The organism is Pseudomonas sp. GD03862, from assembly GCF_029840855.1.
Taxonomy (GTDB): Bacteria; Pseudomonadota; Gammaproteobacteria; order Pseudomonadales; family Pseudomonadaceae; genus Aquipseudomonas; species Aquipseudomonas alloputida.
In genome coordinates this window covers 13,548-29,450 of sequence record NZ_JAOCDI010000031.1, presented here as the reverse complement: position 1 = coordinate 29,450, position 15,903 = coordinate 13,548, and the positions used below count along the sequence as shown (strand labels likewise).

The following is a 15,903-nucleotide window of genomic DNA, read 5'->3' as shown; positions in this document are numbered from 1 at the left end:
ACCAGCAGTCCTCTCAGACGTTTAATCACAACGCTAGATCCTCAGGTGTAAATGTCATCTTGAACGAACGATATTGGTTGAAATCGCTCGGCTTCATACCCTGCATCTCGGTCAAACGACCAATGTTCTTCACCGCAGCCACCGCCGAACTGTCATACGGGCCGTCACCACTGGACCGGGCCACGCTGACATTGGTGATGGTACCGTCCGGCAACATGTTGATCTGCAGGACCACCGTCATGCCCTTGCGCGCGGAAGGCGGACGTGCCCAGCCCTCGGCCGCGCGCATGCGGATCAGGTCGTCGAAGTCGCCGGCCACCTGGTCACCCTGCTCGTCGGCCAGCGCCTGCTGCCGCTCGGTGGTATCGGACAACAGCTCGGCCAGTGCCTGGGCTTTCTTGTCTTCTGCCGCCTTGCGGGCCGCTTCCTGTGCCTTCTTCTTCTGGGCATCTGCAGCGGCCTTTTTCTTGGCCTCTTCAGCTGCCTTCTTCTTCGCGTCCTCGGCCGCCGCTTTCTTCTTGGCGTCCTCGGCTGCTTTCTTCTTGGCCTCTTCGGCTGCCTTTTTCTTGGCGTCCTCGGCGGCTTTCTTCTTCGCCTCTTCAGCGGCCGCTTTCTTGGCCTCTTCTTCGGCTTTTTTCTTGGCTTCGTCCTCGGCCTTCTTCTTGGCGATGTCGGCCTGCTGTTTCTCGGCAGCTTTCTTCGCCTCGTCGGCCTTCTTGGCTTCGGCAGCTTTCTTGGCCTCGGCAGCCTTGGCGGCTTCAGCGGCCTTGGCAGCATCCTCGGCTTTTTTCGCCTCGGCGGCTTCGCGGGCCTCTTCGGCCTTTTGAGCGGCGTCAGCTTTCTTTTGTTCCGCGGCCTTCACGGCCTCCTGCTCGACCTTCTTCTGTTCCAGCTGCTCGACTTCGGTCTGGCGCGAAGCGGTTTTCTTCGCCTCCCCGGCAATCTTCTGATTGGTCTGGGTGGTTGCCTGGCTCTTGGACTTGAGCTGGTACAGGGTCGCCTGAACGATCGGCTTGGAAGGCGGCAGCTCCGGCGTCATGGCAAAACTGACGAACAGCAGGGCGAACACCAGCACATGCAGGCCGATGGCCCAGACACTGGGCCAGAAGTAGCTTTCCGAGGCGGATGGCTCTCGCTGTTGCATCAGGGCGCCTCGGTAATCAGGCCAACGTTACCGACACCGGCCTTCTGCAACCCGCCCATGGCACCCATGACCGCGCCATAGTCGACAGCCTTGTCGCCACGAATGAACACCTGGGTCTGCTTGCCCTGGTCACGGCCGGCAGCAATGATCTTGGTCACGGCGTCGGTCATGGCCGGCAAGGTCATGGCTTTGTCCATCTGCTTGTCGGTATCGACTTCGCTGCCGAGGTTCCAGTAATAGGTTTTATCGGCCTTGATGGAGATGGTGAGGATCTGGACGTTGTTGTCCTGCGGCAAGGCTTCGCTGGAAACCTTGGGCAGGTCGACCTTCACGCCCTGGTTGAGCATGGGCGCCGTCACCATGAAGATGACCAGCAGCACCAGCATCACGTCGATGTAGGGCACCACGTTCATCTCGGCGACGGGCTTGCGTTTGTGGCGAACTCGGGCCATGGGCTTCTACCTGATTACTCTTCGCTGGTGTGCACTTTGCGGTGCAGGATCGCCTGGAACTCGTCGGCGAAGGTGTAGTAACGGCCGATCAGTACTTCACTGCGCGCGGCGAAACGGTTGTAGGCAATAACAGCCGGGATTGCCGCGAACAGGCCGATGGCGGTAGCGATCAGTGCTTCGGCGATGCCCGGAGCAACGGTAGCCAGGGTGGCCTGCTGGGCGCTGGCCAGGCCGCGGAAGGAGTTCATGATGCCCCACACGGTGCCGAACAGGCCGATGTACGGGCTGGTCGAACCAACGGTGGCCAGGAACGGCAAGCTCTGCTCGAGTTTTTCTTCCTCGCGCGAGATGGCCACACGCATGGCACGGCCAACACCTTCCATGACGGCGTCCGGGTCAACACCCGGCTGCTGGCGCAGGCGCGAGAACTCCTTGAAACCGGCACGGAACACCTGCTCCACGCCGGAGTCCGGGTCTGGGTTGCTGCCTGCCTGGCGGTACAGCTTGGACAGGTCGATGCCCGACCAGAAGCGCTCTTCGAAGGCATCCAGCGCACGACGACCGGCGCGCAGCATGGTGCTGCGCTGGAAGATCATGATCCATGAGGTGACCGAGGCGGCCACCAGGGTCAGCATTACCAGCTGTACCACCACGCTGGCATTGCTGACCAGACTCCACATGGAGGTATGGTCGACGACGTTAGCTTCCACGCTTATTCTCCTGCATTCGATTGATTACCCGAGCCGTCCGCCGCAAAGGCGTCGCGCAGCTGGGGGGGTAGGGCTCGGGGTTTGAAAGTGTCGGCGCGCACGGCAGCCACCAGGAACTGCCCTTCGCAAAGCAGCGTTTCATCCTTTTCCCGCCAGACCTGCTGTACGAAACGCAAGCTGGCGCGATTGAGTTCAAGGACCTGCGCGGTCACCCGCAATTCGTCATCCAGCCGCGCCGGCGCGTGATAGCGCGCTTCGCTGGAATGGACCACGAACAGCAGGTTGTCTTCAGCCAGTTGCGACTGGGAAAAGCCCAGGTGCCGCAGGCGTTCGGTGCGCGCGCGCTCCATGAATTTCAGGTAGTTGACGTAATACACCACGCCGCCCGCATCGGTATCTTCGTAATAGACGCGACACCGATGTGCGAACGGTTCGAGCTGATTTTGCGCGCGCATACTCTAGTGCTTACTCCTCAGCTTGCCAATCCGCTGTGGCAACTGTTTTTTCTTCATTAATGTCTTATTGCCAGCGCACCAGGGGCATGCCAGCGGTAGGACCACAAAAAGTCGCTTTCGATCTGTCATTCATCGCCTGGCTCGGAAAAATCGCCCCCCTCCCCCAAGCGCCCGGGAATATTCAGCCCAAAGTGCAGGTAGGCATGCCGGGTGACCACGCGGCCGCGTGGCGTGCGCATGATGTAGCCCTGCTGAATCAGATACGGCTCAAGCACATCTTCGATGGTATGACGCTCTTCGCTGATGGCTGCAGCCAGGTTGTCCACGCCCACCGGGCCGCCATCGAACTTCTCGATCATGGTCAGCAGCAGGCGACGGTCGGAATGGTCGAAACCCCGCTCGTCGACATCCAGCAGGTTCAGCGCCATGTCAGCCACGGCCTTGGTGATCTGGCCCTTGCCGCGTACCTCGGCATAGTCACGCACGCGGCGCAGCAGGCGGTTGGCGATGCGCGGCGTGCCACGGGCACGGCGGGCGATCTCGTAGGCACCCTGGTCTTCGATGGCCAGGCCAAGGATGTTGGCCGAGCGGCTGACGATGGTGCTCAGATCCTTGTCGTTGTAGAACTCCAGGCGCTGGACGATACCGAAGCGATCACGCAGTGGGTTGGTCAGCATGCCGGCACGGGTAGTAGCCCCCACCAGGGTGAAGGGTGGCAGATCGAGTTTGATAGAACGGGCTGCCGGGCCTTCGCCGATCATGATGTCGAGCTGGAAGTCCTCCATGGCCGGGTACAGCACCTCCTCGACAACAGGCGACAGGCGGTGGATTTCGTCGATGAACAGCACGTCGTGCGGCTCGAGGTTGGTCAGCATGGCTGCCAGGTCACCGGGGCGCTCGAGAATCGGCCCCGAAGTGCTCTTCACCGACACGCCCATTTCATGGGCGATGATGTTGGCCAGGGTGGTCTTGCCCAGGCCGGGCGGGCCGAAGATCAGTGTGTGGTCAAGCGACTCGCCGCGGCCGCGGGCGGCCTGGATGAACAGCGCCATCTGCTCGCGCACCACCGGCTGGCCGATGTACTCGTCCAGGCTCAGCGGGCGAATCGCACGGTCCTGGACTTCTTCGCGGTCGCGGCCACTGGCGGCGATCAGGCGGTCGGCTTCGATCACTTGGAAATCATCCCTTTCAGGCTGCGGCGGATCAGCTCTTCACTGCTCAGGCCGGCCTTGTCCTTGATCGCGGCGATTGCCTTGCTGGCTTCCTGCGGCTTGTAGCCCAGCGAGACCAGGGCACTGACGGCATCGGCCTCGGCACTGGACTCGCTGGCGACCGGTAAAGGCCCATCGGAGACCAGGGTGAACATGGCCGGCGAGGTTTCCCAGGCCTTGAAACGGTCCTTGAGCTCGACCAGCAAGCGCTCGGCGGTTTTCTTGCCGACGCCCGGCACGCGCACCAGGGCTGAGGTGTCCTGGGCCTGCACGCAGCGCACCAGTTCATCCACTTCCAGCCCGGACATCAGCGCCAGGGCCAGCTTCGGCCCTACGCCGTTCAGGCGGATCAGCTCGCGAAACAGCTCGCGCTCGCGCTTTTCGGCAAAGCCGTAGAGCAAGTGGGCATCTTCGCGCACGACCAGGTGGGTATGCACCGTGACGGTTTCACCCACTTTGGGCAGACGGTACAGCGTGGTCATGGGAACTTCCAGTTCGTAACCCACGCCGTTGACGTCGATAATCAGGTGAGGCGGTTGTTTTTCCGCCAGGGTGCCGCGCAAACGTCCAATCACGTTCCGATCCTTCCTCTCGGGGAGCCGGTCAAAGACCGCTCAACCCTATCAGCAAATGCAGCGGGTGAATGTAACACCCGAACAAAATGTGTATCAGCGCATGAAGCGCTTACAGACGCAAGCGCCCGCCGCGTCGCCGCGCTGTGGTCAAGCCATGCGGCACCAGGCTGGAGCGGGTGTGGGCGTGGCACAGAGCGATGGCCAGGGCATCGGAAGCATCGATCTGCGGTTTCTGCGTCAATTTCAGCAGGTGCATGACCATCATCATCACCTGCTCCTTGTTGGCCCCGCCCGTGCCGGCCACGGCCTGCTTGACCTGGGTGGCGCTGTACTCGGCGATCTCCAGGCCGGCCTCGGCGGCGGCGACGATAGCCGCGCCACGTGCCTGGCCAAGCTTGAGCGCCGAATCGGCGTTGCGGGCCATGAACACCCGTTCGATGCCCATGGTCACCGGGCCGTGCTGGGCAATGATTTCACTGACACCACGAAAAACAATCTGCAGCCGCTCGTGCAGCTCACCGCTGCCGGTGCGGATGCAGCCCGACGCCACGTACTCGCAACCACGGGCGGTCTGGCGTACCACGCCATAGCCGGTGATGCGCGAGCCGGGGTCGATACCTAGAATCAGAGTCATAAAGCCCGTCGAAAAAATGATGCATCTCTACAAACTGCGCCGGCCCTTTCGCGGGTAAACCCGCTCCTACAGGTACTGCACCACATTTGAAATGGGCGTAATACCTGTAGGAGCGGGTTTACCCGCGAAAGGGCCGGCACAGGCGCTATCAAACGCTCAGAGTTGGCACAGAATGCCAAATCACCTTAGCCGAGGTTTTCCATGATCTCGTCGGAAATCTGGGCATTGGAATAGACGTTCTGCACGTCGTCCAGGTCTTCGAGCATGTCGATCAACTTGAGCACCTTTTCGGCACCGTCCTGGTCGAGCTCGGCACTGGTGGTCGGCTGCATGACGATTTCCGCGTCAGCGGCCTTGAAGCCTGCCTCTTCCAAGGCATTACGCACGGCATAGAAGCTGTTGAACGAGGTGAACACGTCGAACGAGCCGTCGTCATTGGCGACCACGTCGTCGGCATCGGCCTCCATTGCCGCTTCCATCAACGCGTCCTCTTCCACGCCCGGGGCAAAGCTGATCTGGCCTTTGCGCTCGAACAGGTAGGCCACCGAACCGTCAGTACCCAGGTTGCCGCCACACTTGGTGAAGGCATGACGCACGGCTGCGGCGGTACGGTTGCGGTTGTCGGTCATGGCTTCGACCATGATCGCCACGCCACCCGGGCCGTAACCTTCGTAGCTCAGCTCTTCGACATTGTCGCTTTCATTGGTGCCAGCACCACGGGCCACGGCGCGATCGATGATGTCGCGGCTCATGTTGGCGCCCAACGCCTTGTCCAGGGCCAGGCGAAGACGCGGGTTGGATGCCGGATCAGGGCCACCCTGCTTGGCAGCGACCGTCAGTTCACGGATCCACTTGGTGAAGACCTTGCCTCTCTTGGCATCCTGGCGCTCTTTGCGGTGCTTGATGTTCGCCCACTTGGAATGACCAGCCATAACGACTCCGAATCCTTTGAATCACAAACGGCCCCGCCCCATGACGGGGCGGGACGGGACGGGAAAAAACCTGCGTCGAAACGCAAAGGCGCATCCATGTGGATGCGCCCGGGGACTGCTTACTCGACCTTGGTCTGTTCGCGCAGTCGGATGTGCAGTTCGCGCAGGGCCTTGGCGTCGACCATGCCAGGGGCCTGGGTCATGACGCATGCAGCGCTCTGGGTTTTCGGGAACGCGATCACTTCACGGATCGACTGGGCGCCGGTCATCAGCATGACCAGACGGTCCAGACCGAATGCCAGGCCACCGTGAGGCGGCGCCCCGAACTTCAGAGCGTCGAGCAGGAAGCCGAACTTCTCTTCCTGTTCTTCCGCCTCGATACCCAGCAGACGGAATACCGCCTGCTGCATCTCTTTGCGGTGGATACGGATCGAACCGCCACCCAGCTCGGTACCATTCAGAACCATGTCGTAGGCACGGGACAGGGCGGTGGCCGGGTTGGCCTCGAGCTCTTCCGGGGTGCACTTCGGCGCGGTGAACGGGTGGTGCAGTGCAGTGAAGCTGCCGTCTTCGTTCTCTTCGAACATCGGGAAGTCGACGACCCACATCGGCGCCCACTCGCAGGTCAGCAGCTCGAAGTCGTGACCCAGACGAATACGCAGCGCACCCAGGGCTTCGCTGACCACCTTGAACTTGTCGGCACCGAAGAACACGATGTCACCGTCTACGGCGCCAACGCGGTCGAGGATGTTGTTGAGGTTGGCCTCAGGGATGTTCTTGACGATCGGCGACTGCAGGCCTTCGACGCCCTTGGCGCGCTCGTTGACCTTGATGTAGGCCAGGCCCTTGGCACCGTAGATGCCAACGAACTTGGTGTACTCGTCGATTTTGCTGCGCGGCATGCTGGCACCACCTGGCAGACGCAGGGCGGTAACGCGGCACTTCGGATCGTTGGCCGGGCCGGCGAACACCTTGAAGTCGACATCCTTCAGCTGGTCGGCAACGTCAACCAGCTCCAGCGGAATACGCAGGTCTGGCTTGTCGGAGCCGTAGCGGCGCATGGCCTCTTCGAAGGTCATGTGCGGGAATTCGCCGAATTCCAGGTCGAGCACTTCCTTGAACAGCTTGCGGATCATGCTTTCGGTCAGGCCCATGATCTCGCTTTCATCGAGGAAACTGGTCTCGATGTCGATCTGGGTGAATTCCGGCTGACGGTCGGCACGCAGGTCTTCGTCACGGAAGCACTTGGCGATCTGGTAGTAACGGTCGAAGCCAGCGACCATCAGCAGCTGCTTGAACAGCTGTGGCGATTGCGGCAGGGCGAAGAAGCTACCGGCGTGGGTACGGCTTGGCACCAGGTAGTCGCGCGCGCCTTCCGGGGTGGCACGGGTGAGAATCGGGGTTTCGACGTCGAGGAAGCCGTTTTCGTCGAGGAAGCGACGGATGCTGCTGGTGATGCGCGAGCGCAGGCGCAGCTTGTCGGCCATTTCCGGGCGACGCAGATCGATGAAGCGGTAACGCAGGCGGGTTTCCTCGCCGACGTCGGAGTATTCGTTCAGGGGGAACGGCGGGGTTTCCGCTTCGTTGAGCACGTTCAGCTGGTAGCCGAGGATCTCGATGGCACCGGAAGCCATGTTGGCATTCACTGCACCTTCAGGACGCTTGCGGACCTTGCCGGTGATCTGCACGACGTATTCGCTGCGCACACGGTCGGCGGCAGCGAAGGTTTCGGCGCGATCCGGGTCGAACACGACCTGGGCCATGCCTTCGCGGTCACGGATGTCGAGGAAGATCACCCCGCCGTGGTCGCGGCGACGATGGACCCAGCCGCAAAGGGTGACTTCCTGGCCGTCCAGGCTCTCGTTCAGTTGGCCGCAATAATGGCTGCGCATCATGATGGTGGTTTCGCTTCTCGTGATTCGTGTATTCGGTGGAGGCCTTGGCCGCCCGGAGGGCTAATACTGCAAGACCCGGTCACAGCATTCAACTCAGTCGGCCTTGTCGCCGCCTGCCAGATTCTTTTTCGCCCCGGTCTTGAAGTCGGTTTCGTACCAACCGTTACCGCTCAGGCGAAAGCCTGGCACCGACAGCAGCTTTTTCAGTGCCGGCGCCTGACAGGCCGGGCAATCGGTCAGCGGCGCGGCGCTGATCTTCTGCAGCACTTCCATGCGGTGCTCGCAGGACGCACATTGATAGTCATAAAGGGGCATGGGTGTCTCTCGTCAACCATAACGCTGGCTGCCGGGGGGCAGCAAAAAGCGGGATTATATATGGTTAGCAAGCACTGCGCAGCCCGCCTGGCGATCAGCGCGCACTTGGCGGGTCCTGCAGCCACGCCACGCAGATTACCCGGATCAGCCCGCTGAAATTGCGCACTCCGCCCTGGCGCAGGTGCACCTCACGGTCCACGTAGGACAACACGGCACTGACCGAACAACGGTTGGCGGCGGCGATGCGCTCAAGGATACCCCAGTAGACAGCCTCCAGGCGCAGACAGGTAGAAAAGCCGTTGAGCCGCACGGAACGTGACACCGGCTGCGTCTGCAACATGTCGAAGTCCGCCTTGAACGGGTCGATGCACTGTTTTCCTGGCCAGCTGCCCTGGCCGGCCATACGCTTGTTCGCTTGCATCATGCGCCACACTTCCTCGTCACAGGTACCAGGTGACCTATGAAGCGCTGACGGGCGAGCTTAAAGCAGCGGCAAAATGTTCCTTCGCAAATAGCAGATTGCCAGGCGGAGCCTGTGGGAGCAGGCAATGCGGTGGATGGCACCGGCCGCGCCGGTGTTCGCGGGCGCGACCGCTCCCACAGGGGTTGCGCAAGCTTTCCGCCTTGAGCAACGGTTACTTGTCGTCGAGCAGTACCCGCAGCATCCAGGCGGTTTTCTCGTGTACCTGCATGCGCTGCGTCAGCAGGTCGGCGGTCGGCTCGTCACTGACCTTGTCCACCACAGGGAAAATGCTGCGTGCAGTGCGCACCACGGCCTCCTGCCCCTGAACCAGCTGGCGGATCATCTCGTCTGCCGGGGGGACGCCTTCCTCCTCCTTGATCGACGAGTGCCGTGCATAGAATGCATACGAACCCGGTGCCGGGAAGCCCAAGGCACGGATGCGCTCGGCGATCGAATCGACTGCCAGGGCCAGTTCGTTGTACTGCTCTTCGAACATCAGGTGCAAGGTGCGGAACGACGGGCCGGTGACGTTCCAGTGAAAGTTATGGGTTTTCAGATACAGCACGTAGGTATCCGACAACAGGCGGGACAGCCCATCGACGATGGACTTGCGATCTTCTTCGCTGATACCGATATCGATTGCCATGAAGCTCCCCTTTCCACAAGGCTTGAGACTCAAGCGGGTGCCGACCACTGTAGCAACACTTGTTGCATGCCGCATGTGACATGGCGCAATACATTGCCCACTGGGCGGCCTGCGGTTTGAGTAGGCTGCGGCTTTACTGTTAAATAGGCAGTGTGCCACCCGTGCGGACTGTCATTGCCGGGTGCATAGGCTGGCCTGCCACGTGTTCGCGCTCTATATCTCATGCGCACCGTGCTGCCAGCTCTTCCTGTGATCGGCCTTATCAACAGTGAGCCAACCCCATGTTCAAGATCGTCCATCTGGTGACGGGCGTGGCAGCTTTGCTGCTATCGCTCATACCCAGCCTGAAAACCGATGCGACACCCTTCCTGCAACAACCCGACGCGGTCTACCTGGCCCTGCTCGGCCTGCTCAACCTTGTGCTGGCCCCGGTCGTGCCACTGTATCATCGCGGCGCGCGGCAACAACTGCAGCACCTGGCCTGCGCCCTGCTGGTAGTCGCCGTCGTGCTGCAGACCCTGACGCTACTGGCCCGCCCCGAAATGGGCAACCTGGCAGCCCTGGTGTGTGCGGCGCTGGCCGTGGTCGTGCATCTGGCCGTGGGCTTTGCCCGCAGCCCGCGCAAGGCACGCGGCACTCAACACATGGCACAAGATGCTGGCAACCGTGATACCGGCACCGTCAAATGGTTCAACACATCGAAAGGCTTTGGTTTCATCTCCCGAGACTCGGGCGATGACATCTTCGTGCACTTTCGGGCCATCCGCGGTGAGGGCCACCGCATTCTGGTCGAAGGCCAGCGCGTGGAGTTTTCGGTGATGCACCGCGACAAGGGCCTGCAGGCCGAAGACGTGGTTGCAGTAAACCGCCGTTGACCAACGGCTGACCGGCCGACGCTATCAACGGCAAACCAGCGTCCACAAGGGCCGTGCTGCACCTGAAGGCAGCATCATACCTGTGGGGGCTGGCTTGCCGGCGATAGCAGCCTGGAACAACTCAATAATGAGGAGGCGGGGCCTCTTCCCCTTCGCTGCCATACTGGCCAACCATCTCTTCATGACGCTTGATCAGCTCGGCCATCTGCAATTGCAGCCGCTCGATCACCCGCGCTTGCTCCACCACCACGTCATTCAGCGCCTGGATAGCGTCATCCTGAAACGCCTGACGGGTTTCCAGTTCGACCATCCGCATTTCCAGTGTCATCTCAGGCCTCTTGGTATCCAGCAAGTTGGAGCCCGCGCAGACGCTGGCGAACAGCTTGCAGTTGATCATCGGTGTAGCCCACAGGCGCACACTTGCCCCATACCGGTGCCGGCCATGCAGCGTCGTCGCGCTGGCGCACAATCACATGCATGTGCAACTGGCTGACCACGTTGCCCAACGTAGCCACGTTCATCTTGTCGGCCCCGTAGCTGGCCTTCAACGCCTCTGCCAACAAGGTGGTTTCCTGCCACAACTGCTGTTGCTCTGCCACATCCAGCTCGAACAGCTCACTGATACCAGCGCGCTTGGGCACCAGAATGAACCATGGGTAATTGGCATCCTTGCTCAGCAGCAACTGGCACAGCGGAAACTCTCCCAACACCAGCGAATCCTGCTGCAAACGCGAATCGAGGACGAACACGGCATATCTCCTTCAGGCAATACCATCCCGCTTCAGGCGGAAAACAGGCCAGCAAGGATACCTTGCACACTCCCGGTAACACAGCGCTACTTTTCGCACCAAAATGAGGCCACCTGCCCGCCCTCCCCACACTGACCACCCCACAAACGATGCTGGATGAACAAGTTGCGGTAACACTTTGACTCTAAAGGCAAGTTTTTAATTTCTAATGATTCTCGATCGCATAAATCACACAAGCAGCCTTCGTCCCGCATTTACGGGACTTTCCGACCCTCGGTAGCAGGTTTTGTGAAAATTTCATGAACTGTTGCGAATTTTGAGCACGCTTGTTGCATTCCCTTCACGCCAAGTCGGCACGACATCTGCAGTAGCAGGTGTACGCGACAAATAACAACAGCGACATGGGTTACCAGGGAGTTTCCTCAACCGGAATCGGCAGTTACAGATTCGTTACGGTGCCAGGAACAGCGCTGAGGTTATACGGCCCCTGAACCGGGGCGTGATTTGCGACATGGAAATACTTAAAAGCGACACGGTGAAAAAGTTCCGCAAAGAGTGCTTATAGCCATATCGCCAACAACAGTCTGCGTGCTATACATTTTCGCCGACATAAAAAGAAAGAGCTGCCCCATATAACTAAAAGACTTGGACGCAGCGGTACTCTTCCTAAAAACCAAAGGAGCAAATCACGATGCGCGTGATGAAGTGGAGCATGATCGCCCTGGCCGTTTCGGCAGGGACCTCGCAGTTGGCAATGGCCTCGGCACAGGACGAGTCCAAAGGTTTCATCGAAGACAGCAAGCTGAGCGTCAAGACCCGCATGCTGTACTTTAGCCGTGACTTCCGTAACAACGCGCCTGGCTCCCAGAGCCGCGTTGAAGAAACCGGCCTTGGCTTCCTCGGCACCTTCGAATCGGGCTTCACCCAAGGCACCGTAGGCTTCGGTGTCGACGCCATCGGCATGCTGGGCCTCAAGCTGGACAGCGGCAAAGGCCGCGCCGGCACCGGCCTGTTCCCGACAGGTGCCGACGGTCGCTCGCAAGACGACTACTCCGAAGGCGGCGGCGCAGTGAAAATGCGCATTTCCAACACCGTGCTCAAGTTCGGCGACCAGTTCACCGCCCTGCCAGTACTGGCTACCGACGACAGCCGACTGCTGCCGGAAGTGGCTGAAGGCGGCCTGATCACCAGCAACGAAATCGATGGCCTGACCCTGCATGCCGGTCACTTCACCGCACTCAACGCCCAGGCTCAGACCTACCACGACAGCCTGAACCTGACTGAAGCCAACGTCTTTGGTGGCACCTACGCCATTACCGACAGCCTCAGCACCAGCGTCTACTACTCGCATATCGAAGATCACTTCCGCAAGTGGTACGGCAACATCAACTGGGCGCTGCCGATCAGCGACAAGCAAGGCCTGGTGTTCGACTTCAACATCTATGACACCAAGTCGATTGGCAACAACCTGACCGGCGCCTACGTCAGCAAGTCCGACGGCACCAATGAGCTGGACAACATCGCAGCCAGCCTGTCGGCCGCTTACAACGTTGGCGCCCACACCTTCACCCTGGCCTACCAGAAAGTCAGCGGCGACGGTGATTACGCTTACGGCGTGGACGGTGGCGGCACCGTCTTCCTGGCCAACTCCGTTGCCCGTTCCGACTTCAACGCCGAAGACGAAAAATCCTGGCAAGCGCGCTACGACCTGAACTTCGCCGAGTTCGGTGTACCTGGCCTGACCTTCATGACCCGCTACGTTAGCGGTACCGGTGCCACCACCCGCACCACCGACAGCGGCAAGGAATGGGAACGCGACATCGACGTCAAGTACGTGATGCAGAGCGGCCCGGCCAAGGACCTGAGCTTCCGCGTACGTCAGGCCACCTACCGTTCGGGCGATGGCGTGTACTACGGTTCCCCATCGATCGACGAACTGCGCCTGATCGTGGAGTACCCGCTGAGCATCCTGTAAGCCTGGCTTGCAGTGCCCCGCACCTGAAAAAGCCCGGCAATCACGCCGGGCTTTTTCTTGGCTGACAAGTGTCACGCCCTGGGGCATCCTGTACGCCTTCGTTTCCCCCCCGTACAATGCGGGGCTATTTCAACGTCTTAGGCAATCGACACGGCTAACCATGCGCACCAGTCAATATTTGCTCGCCACCCAGAAAGAAACCCCTGCCGACGCAGTGGTCATCAGCCATCAGCTCATGCTGCGTGCCGGCATGATCCGCAAACTGGCCTCCGGCCTGTACACCTGGCTGCCGATGGGCTTGCGGGTAATGCGCAAGGTCGAAGCCGTGGTGCGTGAGGAAATGAACGCCGCCGGCGCCCTGGAAGTGCTGATGCCGAGCATCCAGCCCGCCGAGCTGTGGCAGGAATCCGGTCGCTGGGAGCAATACGGCCCTGAGCTGCTGCGCCTGAAAGACCGCCACCAGCGTGACTTCTGCGTCGGTCCTACCCACGAAGAAGTGATCACCGACCTGGCCCGTAACGAGCTGTCCAGCTATAAACAGCTGCCGCTCAACCTGTACCAGATCCAGACCAAGTTCCGTGACGAGATCCGCCCGCGCTTCGGCCTGATGCGTGGCCGCGAGTTCATCATGAAGGACGCCTACTCGTTCCATGCCGACCAGGCTTCCCTGCAGGAAACCTATGATCGCATGCACCAGGCGTACACCAATGTGTTCACCCGCCTGGGCCTGGACTTCCGCCCTGTGCAGGCCGATACCGGCTCGATCGGTGGCAGCTACTCGCACGAGTTCCACGTGCTGGCCGAGTCTGGCGAAGATGACGTGATCTTCAGCGACAGCTCCGACTACGCCGCCAACATCGAGAAGGCCGAGGCCATCCCGCGTGAAACCGTGCGCCCTGCCCCTACCGAGGAGCTGCGCCTGGTCGACACCCCGAACGCCAAGACCATCGCCCAGTTGGTGGAAAACCACGGCCTGCCGATCGAAAAGACCGTCAAGACCCTGATCGTGCGCGGTGCCGAAGAGGGCAAGCTGATTGCCCTGATCGTCCGTGGCGACCACGAACTGAACGAAATCAAGGCCACCAAGCTGGAACAGGTTGCCGACCCGCTGGTCATGGCCACCGAAGCCGAACTGCGCGACGCCATTGGCGCCGGTGCCGGCTCGCTCGGCCCGCTCAACCTGCCACTGGAAATCATCATCGACCGCTCGGTTGCCCTGATGAGCGACTTCGGCATTGGCGCCAACATCGACGACAAGCACTACTTCGGTGTGAACTGGGAGCGCGACCTGCCGGTTCCACAAGTCGCCGACCTGCGTAACGTGGTCGAAGGCGACCCAAGCCCGGACGGCCAGGGCACCCTGGTTATCAAGCGCGGCATCGAAGTGGGCCACATCTTCCAGCTGGGCACCAAGTACAGCGAGGCGCTGAAGTGCCAGGTGCTGGGCGAGAACGGCAAGCCGGTGGTGCTGTCGATGGGTTGCTACGGCATTGGCGTGTCCCGTGTGGTTGCAGCTGCCATCGAGCAGAGCTATGACGACAAGGGCATCATCTGGAACGACGCCCTGGCTCCGTTCCAGATTGCCCTGGTCCCACTGCGCTACGAAACCGACGTGGTCCGCGAAGCAACCGACAAGCTGTATGCCGAACTGACTGCCGCCGGCTATGAAGTGCTGCTGGACGACCGCGACAAGAAGACCAGCCCAGGCATCAAGTTTGCCGACATGGAGCTGATCGGTATCCCGCACCGCATCGTCGTCAGCGATCGCGGCCTGGCCGAAGGCAACCTGGAGTACAAGCACCGCACCGAGCAGGACGCCCAGGCGTTGCCGCTCAATGAAGTGCTGACCTTCCTGCAGGCCCACGTTCGCCGCTGATAACCAATGCACGAGTGATCATGTACAAGCGAAGTACCTTTACCCTTGGGGGCGCCGCACTGTGCGGCGCCCTGCTCGTCAGCGGCTGCGCCAACCAGATGTCCCAGCGCAGCGACCATGAGGAGCGCGTCGAGCGCAAACTGCTCGAGCACACCCTGCAGATCGATGTCGGCGAGCCGAAGGTGATGGAGCTTCCGCAGCGACGTGTGCGCGTGCATGAGCAAAAGCGCTTCGAAGTCACCGAATTCGAAGTGACCCGTCGCTATGACCGCTACACGCCTTACCAACCCTGGCGGGAGATCTACGAGATCCCGCTGGGTGCAGTGGCCGTGGTGGCGGGTGTCGGCGCCAATGTGGTCAACGTCTTCGCCTTGGGTAACCTGCCGCAAAGTATCACCCACGACTGGCTCAGTTATGGCGTGGATGGGCTCAACCCGTTCATGAACGTGCCATCCAACGGCCGCGCCCAGCAGAACCTGGCCGGGATCAGCGAAGTGCAGAAAGGCAAGCGCGAGGAATCCGCCAGCCTGCCCTGGAGCGAGCGCCTGGTCGAGGTCAAGGCCGGCAAGATGACCCACGAGCTGACCACCGACCGTAACGGCGTACTGCGCCTGAACCTGCTCGACAGCCCGTTCTCCGAGCAGAACCTCAACCACGTCGGCACTCTGCACCTGCAGGTACTTGACGAGGACAATGCGGTAAGAGGCGATGCCAGTCTGCTGGTCAGCGCTACCCTGCGCAATAAGCTGCTTGAAGCCCATGAGCTGATCTTCGATGACCTCGAAGATGATGATGTCGGCCAGTGGGTGCACCGGGTCAAGCGCCTGTCCGAGCTGGGCCTTGAAGAGGAAGCCAGTGAAATGGAACAAAGCCTGATCGAGCTGACCCGCAACGATCCGGAGCTGCAGCAGGAGTTCCTGCAGTCGCTGACCAAGGCCACTGGCCGGTTGGTGGCGGATCCAGGCGTGCATTAATAGAAGGGGCTGCATTGCAGCC

18 protein-coding genes are annotated in these 15,903 nt (G+C 60.9%); 4 read left to right on the top strand and 14 right to left on the bottom strand.

The genetic code is table 11. The features are described from left to right. Window positions 1–25: 25 nt before the first annotated feature. From tolA to N5D53_RS19225, 12 genes are all read right to left on the bottom strand, one after another. The gene (gene tolA, locus N5D53_RS19280; RefSeq protein ID WP_010952368.1) at window positions 26–1,144 is read right to left on the bottom strand and encodes a cell envelope integrity protein TolA; all 1,119 of its coding nucleotides are present in this window, start codon (window positions 1,142–1,144) and stop codon (window positions 26–28) included. Beyond that, entirely contained in the window at window positions 1,144–1,596 is a 453-nt protein-coding gene (tolR, locus tag N5D53_RS19275) for a protein TolR (protein WP_003254760.1), read from the bottom strand. The genes tolA and tolR overlap by 1 nt, the downstream gene beginning before the upstream one ends. A gap of 14 nt (window positions 1,597–1,610) precedes the next feature. Then, on the bottom strand, window positions 1,611–2,306 hold the full coding sequence (gene tolQ / locus N5D53_RS19270; RefSeq protein ID WP_010952367.1) for a protein TolQ: 696 nt from the start codon (window positions 2,304–2,306) through the stop codon (window positions 1,611–1,613). Window positions 2,307–2,308: 2 nt separating this feature from the next. Then, complete coding sequence (ybgC, locus tag N5D53_RS19265; protein WP_003254764.1) at window positions 2,309–2,761, bottom strand: tol-pal system-associated acyl-CoA thioesterase; 453 nt, start codon at window positions 2,759–2,761, stop codon at window positions 2,309–2,311. Between the two features lie 125 nt (window positions 2,762–2,886). Next, complete coding sequence (gene ruvB, locus N5D53_RS19260) at window positions 2,887–3,933, bottom strand: Holliday junction branch migration DNA helicase RuvB (RefSeq protein ID WP_003254766.1); 1,047 nt, start codon at window positions 3,931–3,933, stop codon at window positions 2,887–2,889. Further along, the gene (gene ruvA / locus N5D53_RS19255) at window positions 3,930–4,547 is read right to left on the bottom strand and encodes a Holliday junction branch migration protein RuvA (protein WP_003254768.1); all 618 of its coding nucleotides are present in this window, start codon (window positions 4,545–4,547) and stop codon (window positions 3,930–3,932) included. The genes ruvB and ruvA overlap by 4 nt, the downstream gene beginning before the upstream one ends. Before the next feature lie 109 nt (window positions 4,548–4,656). Next, window positions 4,657–5,181: a crossover junction endodeoxyribonuclease RuvC gene (gene ruvC, locus N5D53_RS19250; RefSeq protein ID WP_010952366.1), complete on the bottom strand. Its 525-nt coding sequence runs from the start codon at window positions 5,179–5,181 to the stop codon at window positions 4,657–4,659. Window positions 5,182–5,366: 185 nt separating this feature from the next. Continuing rightward, on the bottom strand, window positions 5,367–6,113 hold the full coding sequence (locus N5D53_RS19245) for a YebC/PmpR family DNA-binding transcriptional regulator (RefSeq protein ID WP_003254770.1): 747 nt from the start codon (window positions 6,111–6,113) through the stop codon (window positions 5,367–5,369). Between the two features lie 119 nt (window positions 6,114–6,232). After that, window positions 6,233–8,008, bottom strand: a complete 1,776-nt coding sequence (aspS, locus tag N5D53_RS19240) for an aspartate--tRNA ligase (protein WP_004575741.1) — start codon at window positions 8,006–8,008, stop codon at window positions 6,233–6,235. 93 nt (window positions 8,009–8,101) lie between these two features. Further along, window positions 8,102–8,323: a zinc ribbon domain-containing protein gene (locus tag N5D53_RS19235; protein ID WP_003254776.1), complete on the bottom strand. Its 222-nt coding sequence runs from the start codon at window positions 8,321–8,323 to the stop codon at window positions 8,102–8,104. Between the two features lie 94 nt (window positions 8,324–8,417). Then, on the bottom strand, window positions 8,418–8,747 hold the full coding sequence (locus N5D53_RS19230) for a ribbon-helix-helix domain-containing protein (protein ID WP_064492886.1): 330 nt from the start codon (window positions 8,745–8,747) through the stop codon (window positions 8,418–8,420). Window positions 8,748–8,958: 211 nt separating this feature from the next. Beyond that, the gene (locus N5D53_RS19225; RefSeq protein WP_010952363.1) at window positions 8,959–9,432 is read right to left on the bottom strand and encodes a Dps family protein; all 474 of its coding nucleotides are present in this window, start codon (window positions 9,430–9,432) and stop codon (window positions 8,959–8,961) included. A 281-nt stretch (window positions 9,433–9,713) separates the two neighbouring features. Here N5D53_RS19225 and N5D53_RS19220 point away from each other — a divergent pair, with 281 nt between their 5' ends. Beyond that, window positions 9,714–10,307: a cold shock domain-containing protein gene (locus N5D53_RS19220; RefSeq protein WP_279840608.1), complete on the top strand. Its 594-nt coding sequence runs from the start codon at window positions 9,714–9,716 to the stop codon at window positions 10,305–10,307. Between the two features lie 121 nt (window positions 10,308–10,428). Here the strand turns inward: N5D53_RS19220 and N5D53_RS19215 are convergent, their stop codons facing one another. Next, the gene (locus N5D53_RS19215) at window positions 10,429–10,635 is read right to left on the bottom strand and encodes a SlyX family protein (protein WP_012051473.1); all 207 of its coding nucleotides are present in this window, start codon (window positions 10,633–10,635) and stop codon (window positions 10,429–10,431) included. 1 nt (window position 10,636) lies between these two features. Continuing rightward, window positions 10,637–11,056 (bottom strand): HIT domain-containing protein, encoded by a 420-nt coding sequence (locus N5D53_RS19210; protein ID WP_014589992.1) that lies wholly within the window; start codon window positions 11,054–11,056, stop codon window positions 10,637–10,639. Window positions 11,057–11,747: 691 nt separating this feature from the next. Between N5D53_RS19210 and N5D53_RS19205 the strand changes: the two genes are divergently transcribed. The 3 genes from N5D53_RS19205 (at window position 11,748) to N5D53_RS19195 (ending at window position 15,881) form a co-directional block, all read left to right on the top strand. Next, the gene (locus N5D53_RS19205) at window positions 11,748–13,031 is read left to right on the top strand and encodes an OprD family porin (RefSeq protein WP_279840607.1); all 1,284 of its coding nucleotides are present in this window, start codon (window positions 11,748–11,750) and stop codon (window positions 13,029–13,031) included. Window positions 13,032–13,191: 160 nt separating this feature from the next. Beyond that, on the top strand, window positions 13,192–14,907 hold the full coding sequence (locus N5D53_RS19200; protein ID WP_266024451.1) for a proline--tRNA ligase: 1,716 nt from the start codon (window positions 13,192–13,194) through the stop codon (window positions 14,905–14,907). A gap of 20 nt (window positions 14,908–14,927) precedes the next feature. Next, a complete protein-coding gene (locus N5D53_RS19195) occupies window positions 14,928–15,881 on the top strand; it encodes a hypothetical protein (protein WP_190869631.1) in 954 nt (317 codons plus the stop codon). The last annotated feature ends 22 nt before the right edge of the window (window positions 15,882–15,903 follow it).

Coding starts and splice junctions, on each gene's coding strand:
- N5D53_RS19200 (WP_266024451.1), top strand. CDS start 13,192: ATGCGCACCAGTCAATATTTGCTCGCCACCCAGAAAGAAACCCCTGCC.
- N5D53_RS19225 (WP_010952363.1), bottom strand. CDS start 9,432: ATGGCAATCGATATCGGTATCAGCGAAGAAGATCGCAAGTCCATCGTC.
- N5D53_RS19235 (WP_003254776.1), bottom strand. CDS start 8,323: ATGCCCCTTTATGACTATCAATGTGCGTCCTGCGAGCACCGCATGGAA.
- aspS (WP_004575741.1), bottom strand. CDS start 8,008: ATGATGCGCAGCCATTATTGCGGCCAACTGAACGAGAGCCTGGACGGC.
- ybgC (WP_003254764.1), bottom strand. CDS start 2,761: ATGCGCGCGCAAAATCAGCTCGAACCGTTCGCACATCGGTGTCGCGTC.
- N5D53_RS19195 (WP_190869631.1), top strand. CDS start 14,928: ATGTACAAGCGAAGTACCTTTACCCTTGGGGGCGCCGCACTGTGCGGC.
- ruvC (WP_010952366.1), bottom strand. CDS start 5,181: ATGACTCTGATTCTAGGTATCGACCCCGGCTCGCGCATCACCGGCTAT.
- N5D53_RS19230 (WP_064492886.1), bottom strand. CDS start 8,747: ATGATGCAAGCGAACAAGCGTATGGCCGGCCAGGGCAGCTGGCCAGGA.
- N5D53_RS19205 (WP_279840607.1), top strand. CDS start 11,748: ATGCGCGTGATGAAGTGGAGCATGATCGCCCTGGCCGTTTCGGCAGGG.
- tolR (WP_003254760.1), bottom strand. CDS start 1,596: ATGGCCCGAGTTCGCCACAAACGCAAGCCCGTCGCCGAGATGAACGTG.
- N5D53_RS19215 (WP_012051473.1), bottom strand. CDS start 10,635: ATGACACTGGAAATGCGGATGGTCGAACTGGAAACCCGTCAGGCGTTT.
- N5D53_RS19220 (WP_279840608.1), top strand. CDS start 9,714: ATGTTCAAGATCGTCCATCTGGTGACGGGCGTGGCAGCTTTGCTGCTA.
- N5D53_RS19245 (WP_003254770.1), bottom strand. CDS start 6,113: ATGGCTGGTCATTCCAAGTGGGCGAACATCAAGCACCGCAAAGAGCGC.
- tolA (WP_010952368.1), bottom strand. CDS start 1,144: ATGCAACAGCGAGAGCCATCCGCCTCGGAAAGCTACTTCTGGCCCAGT.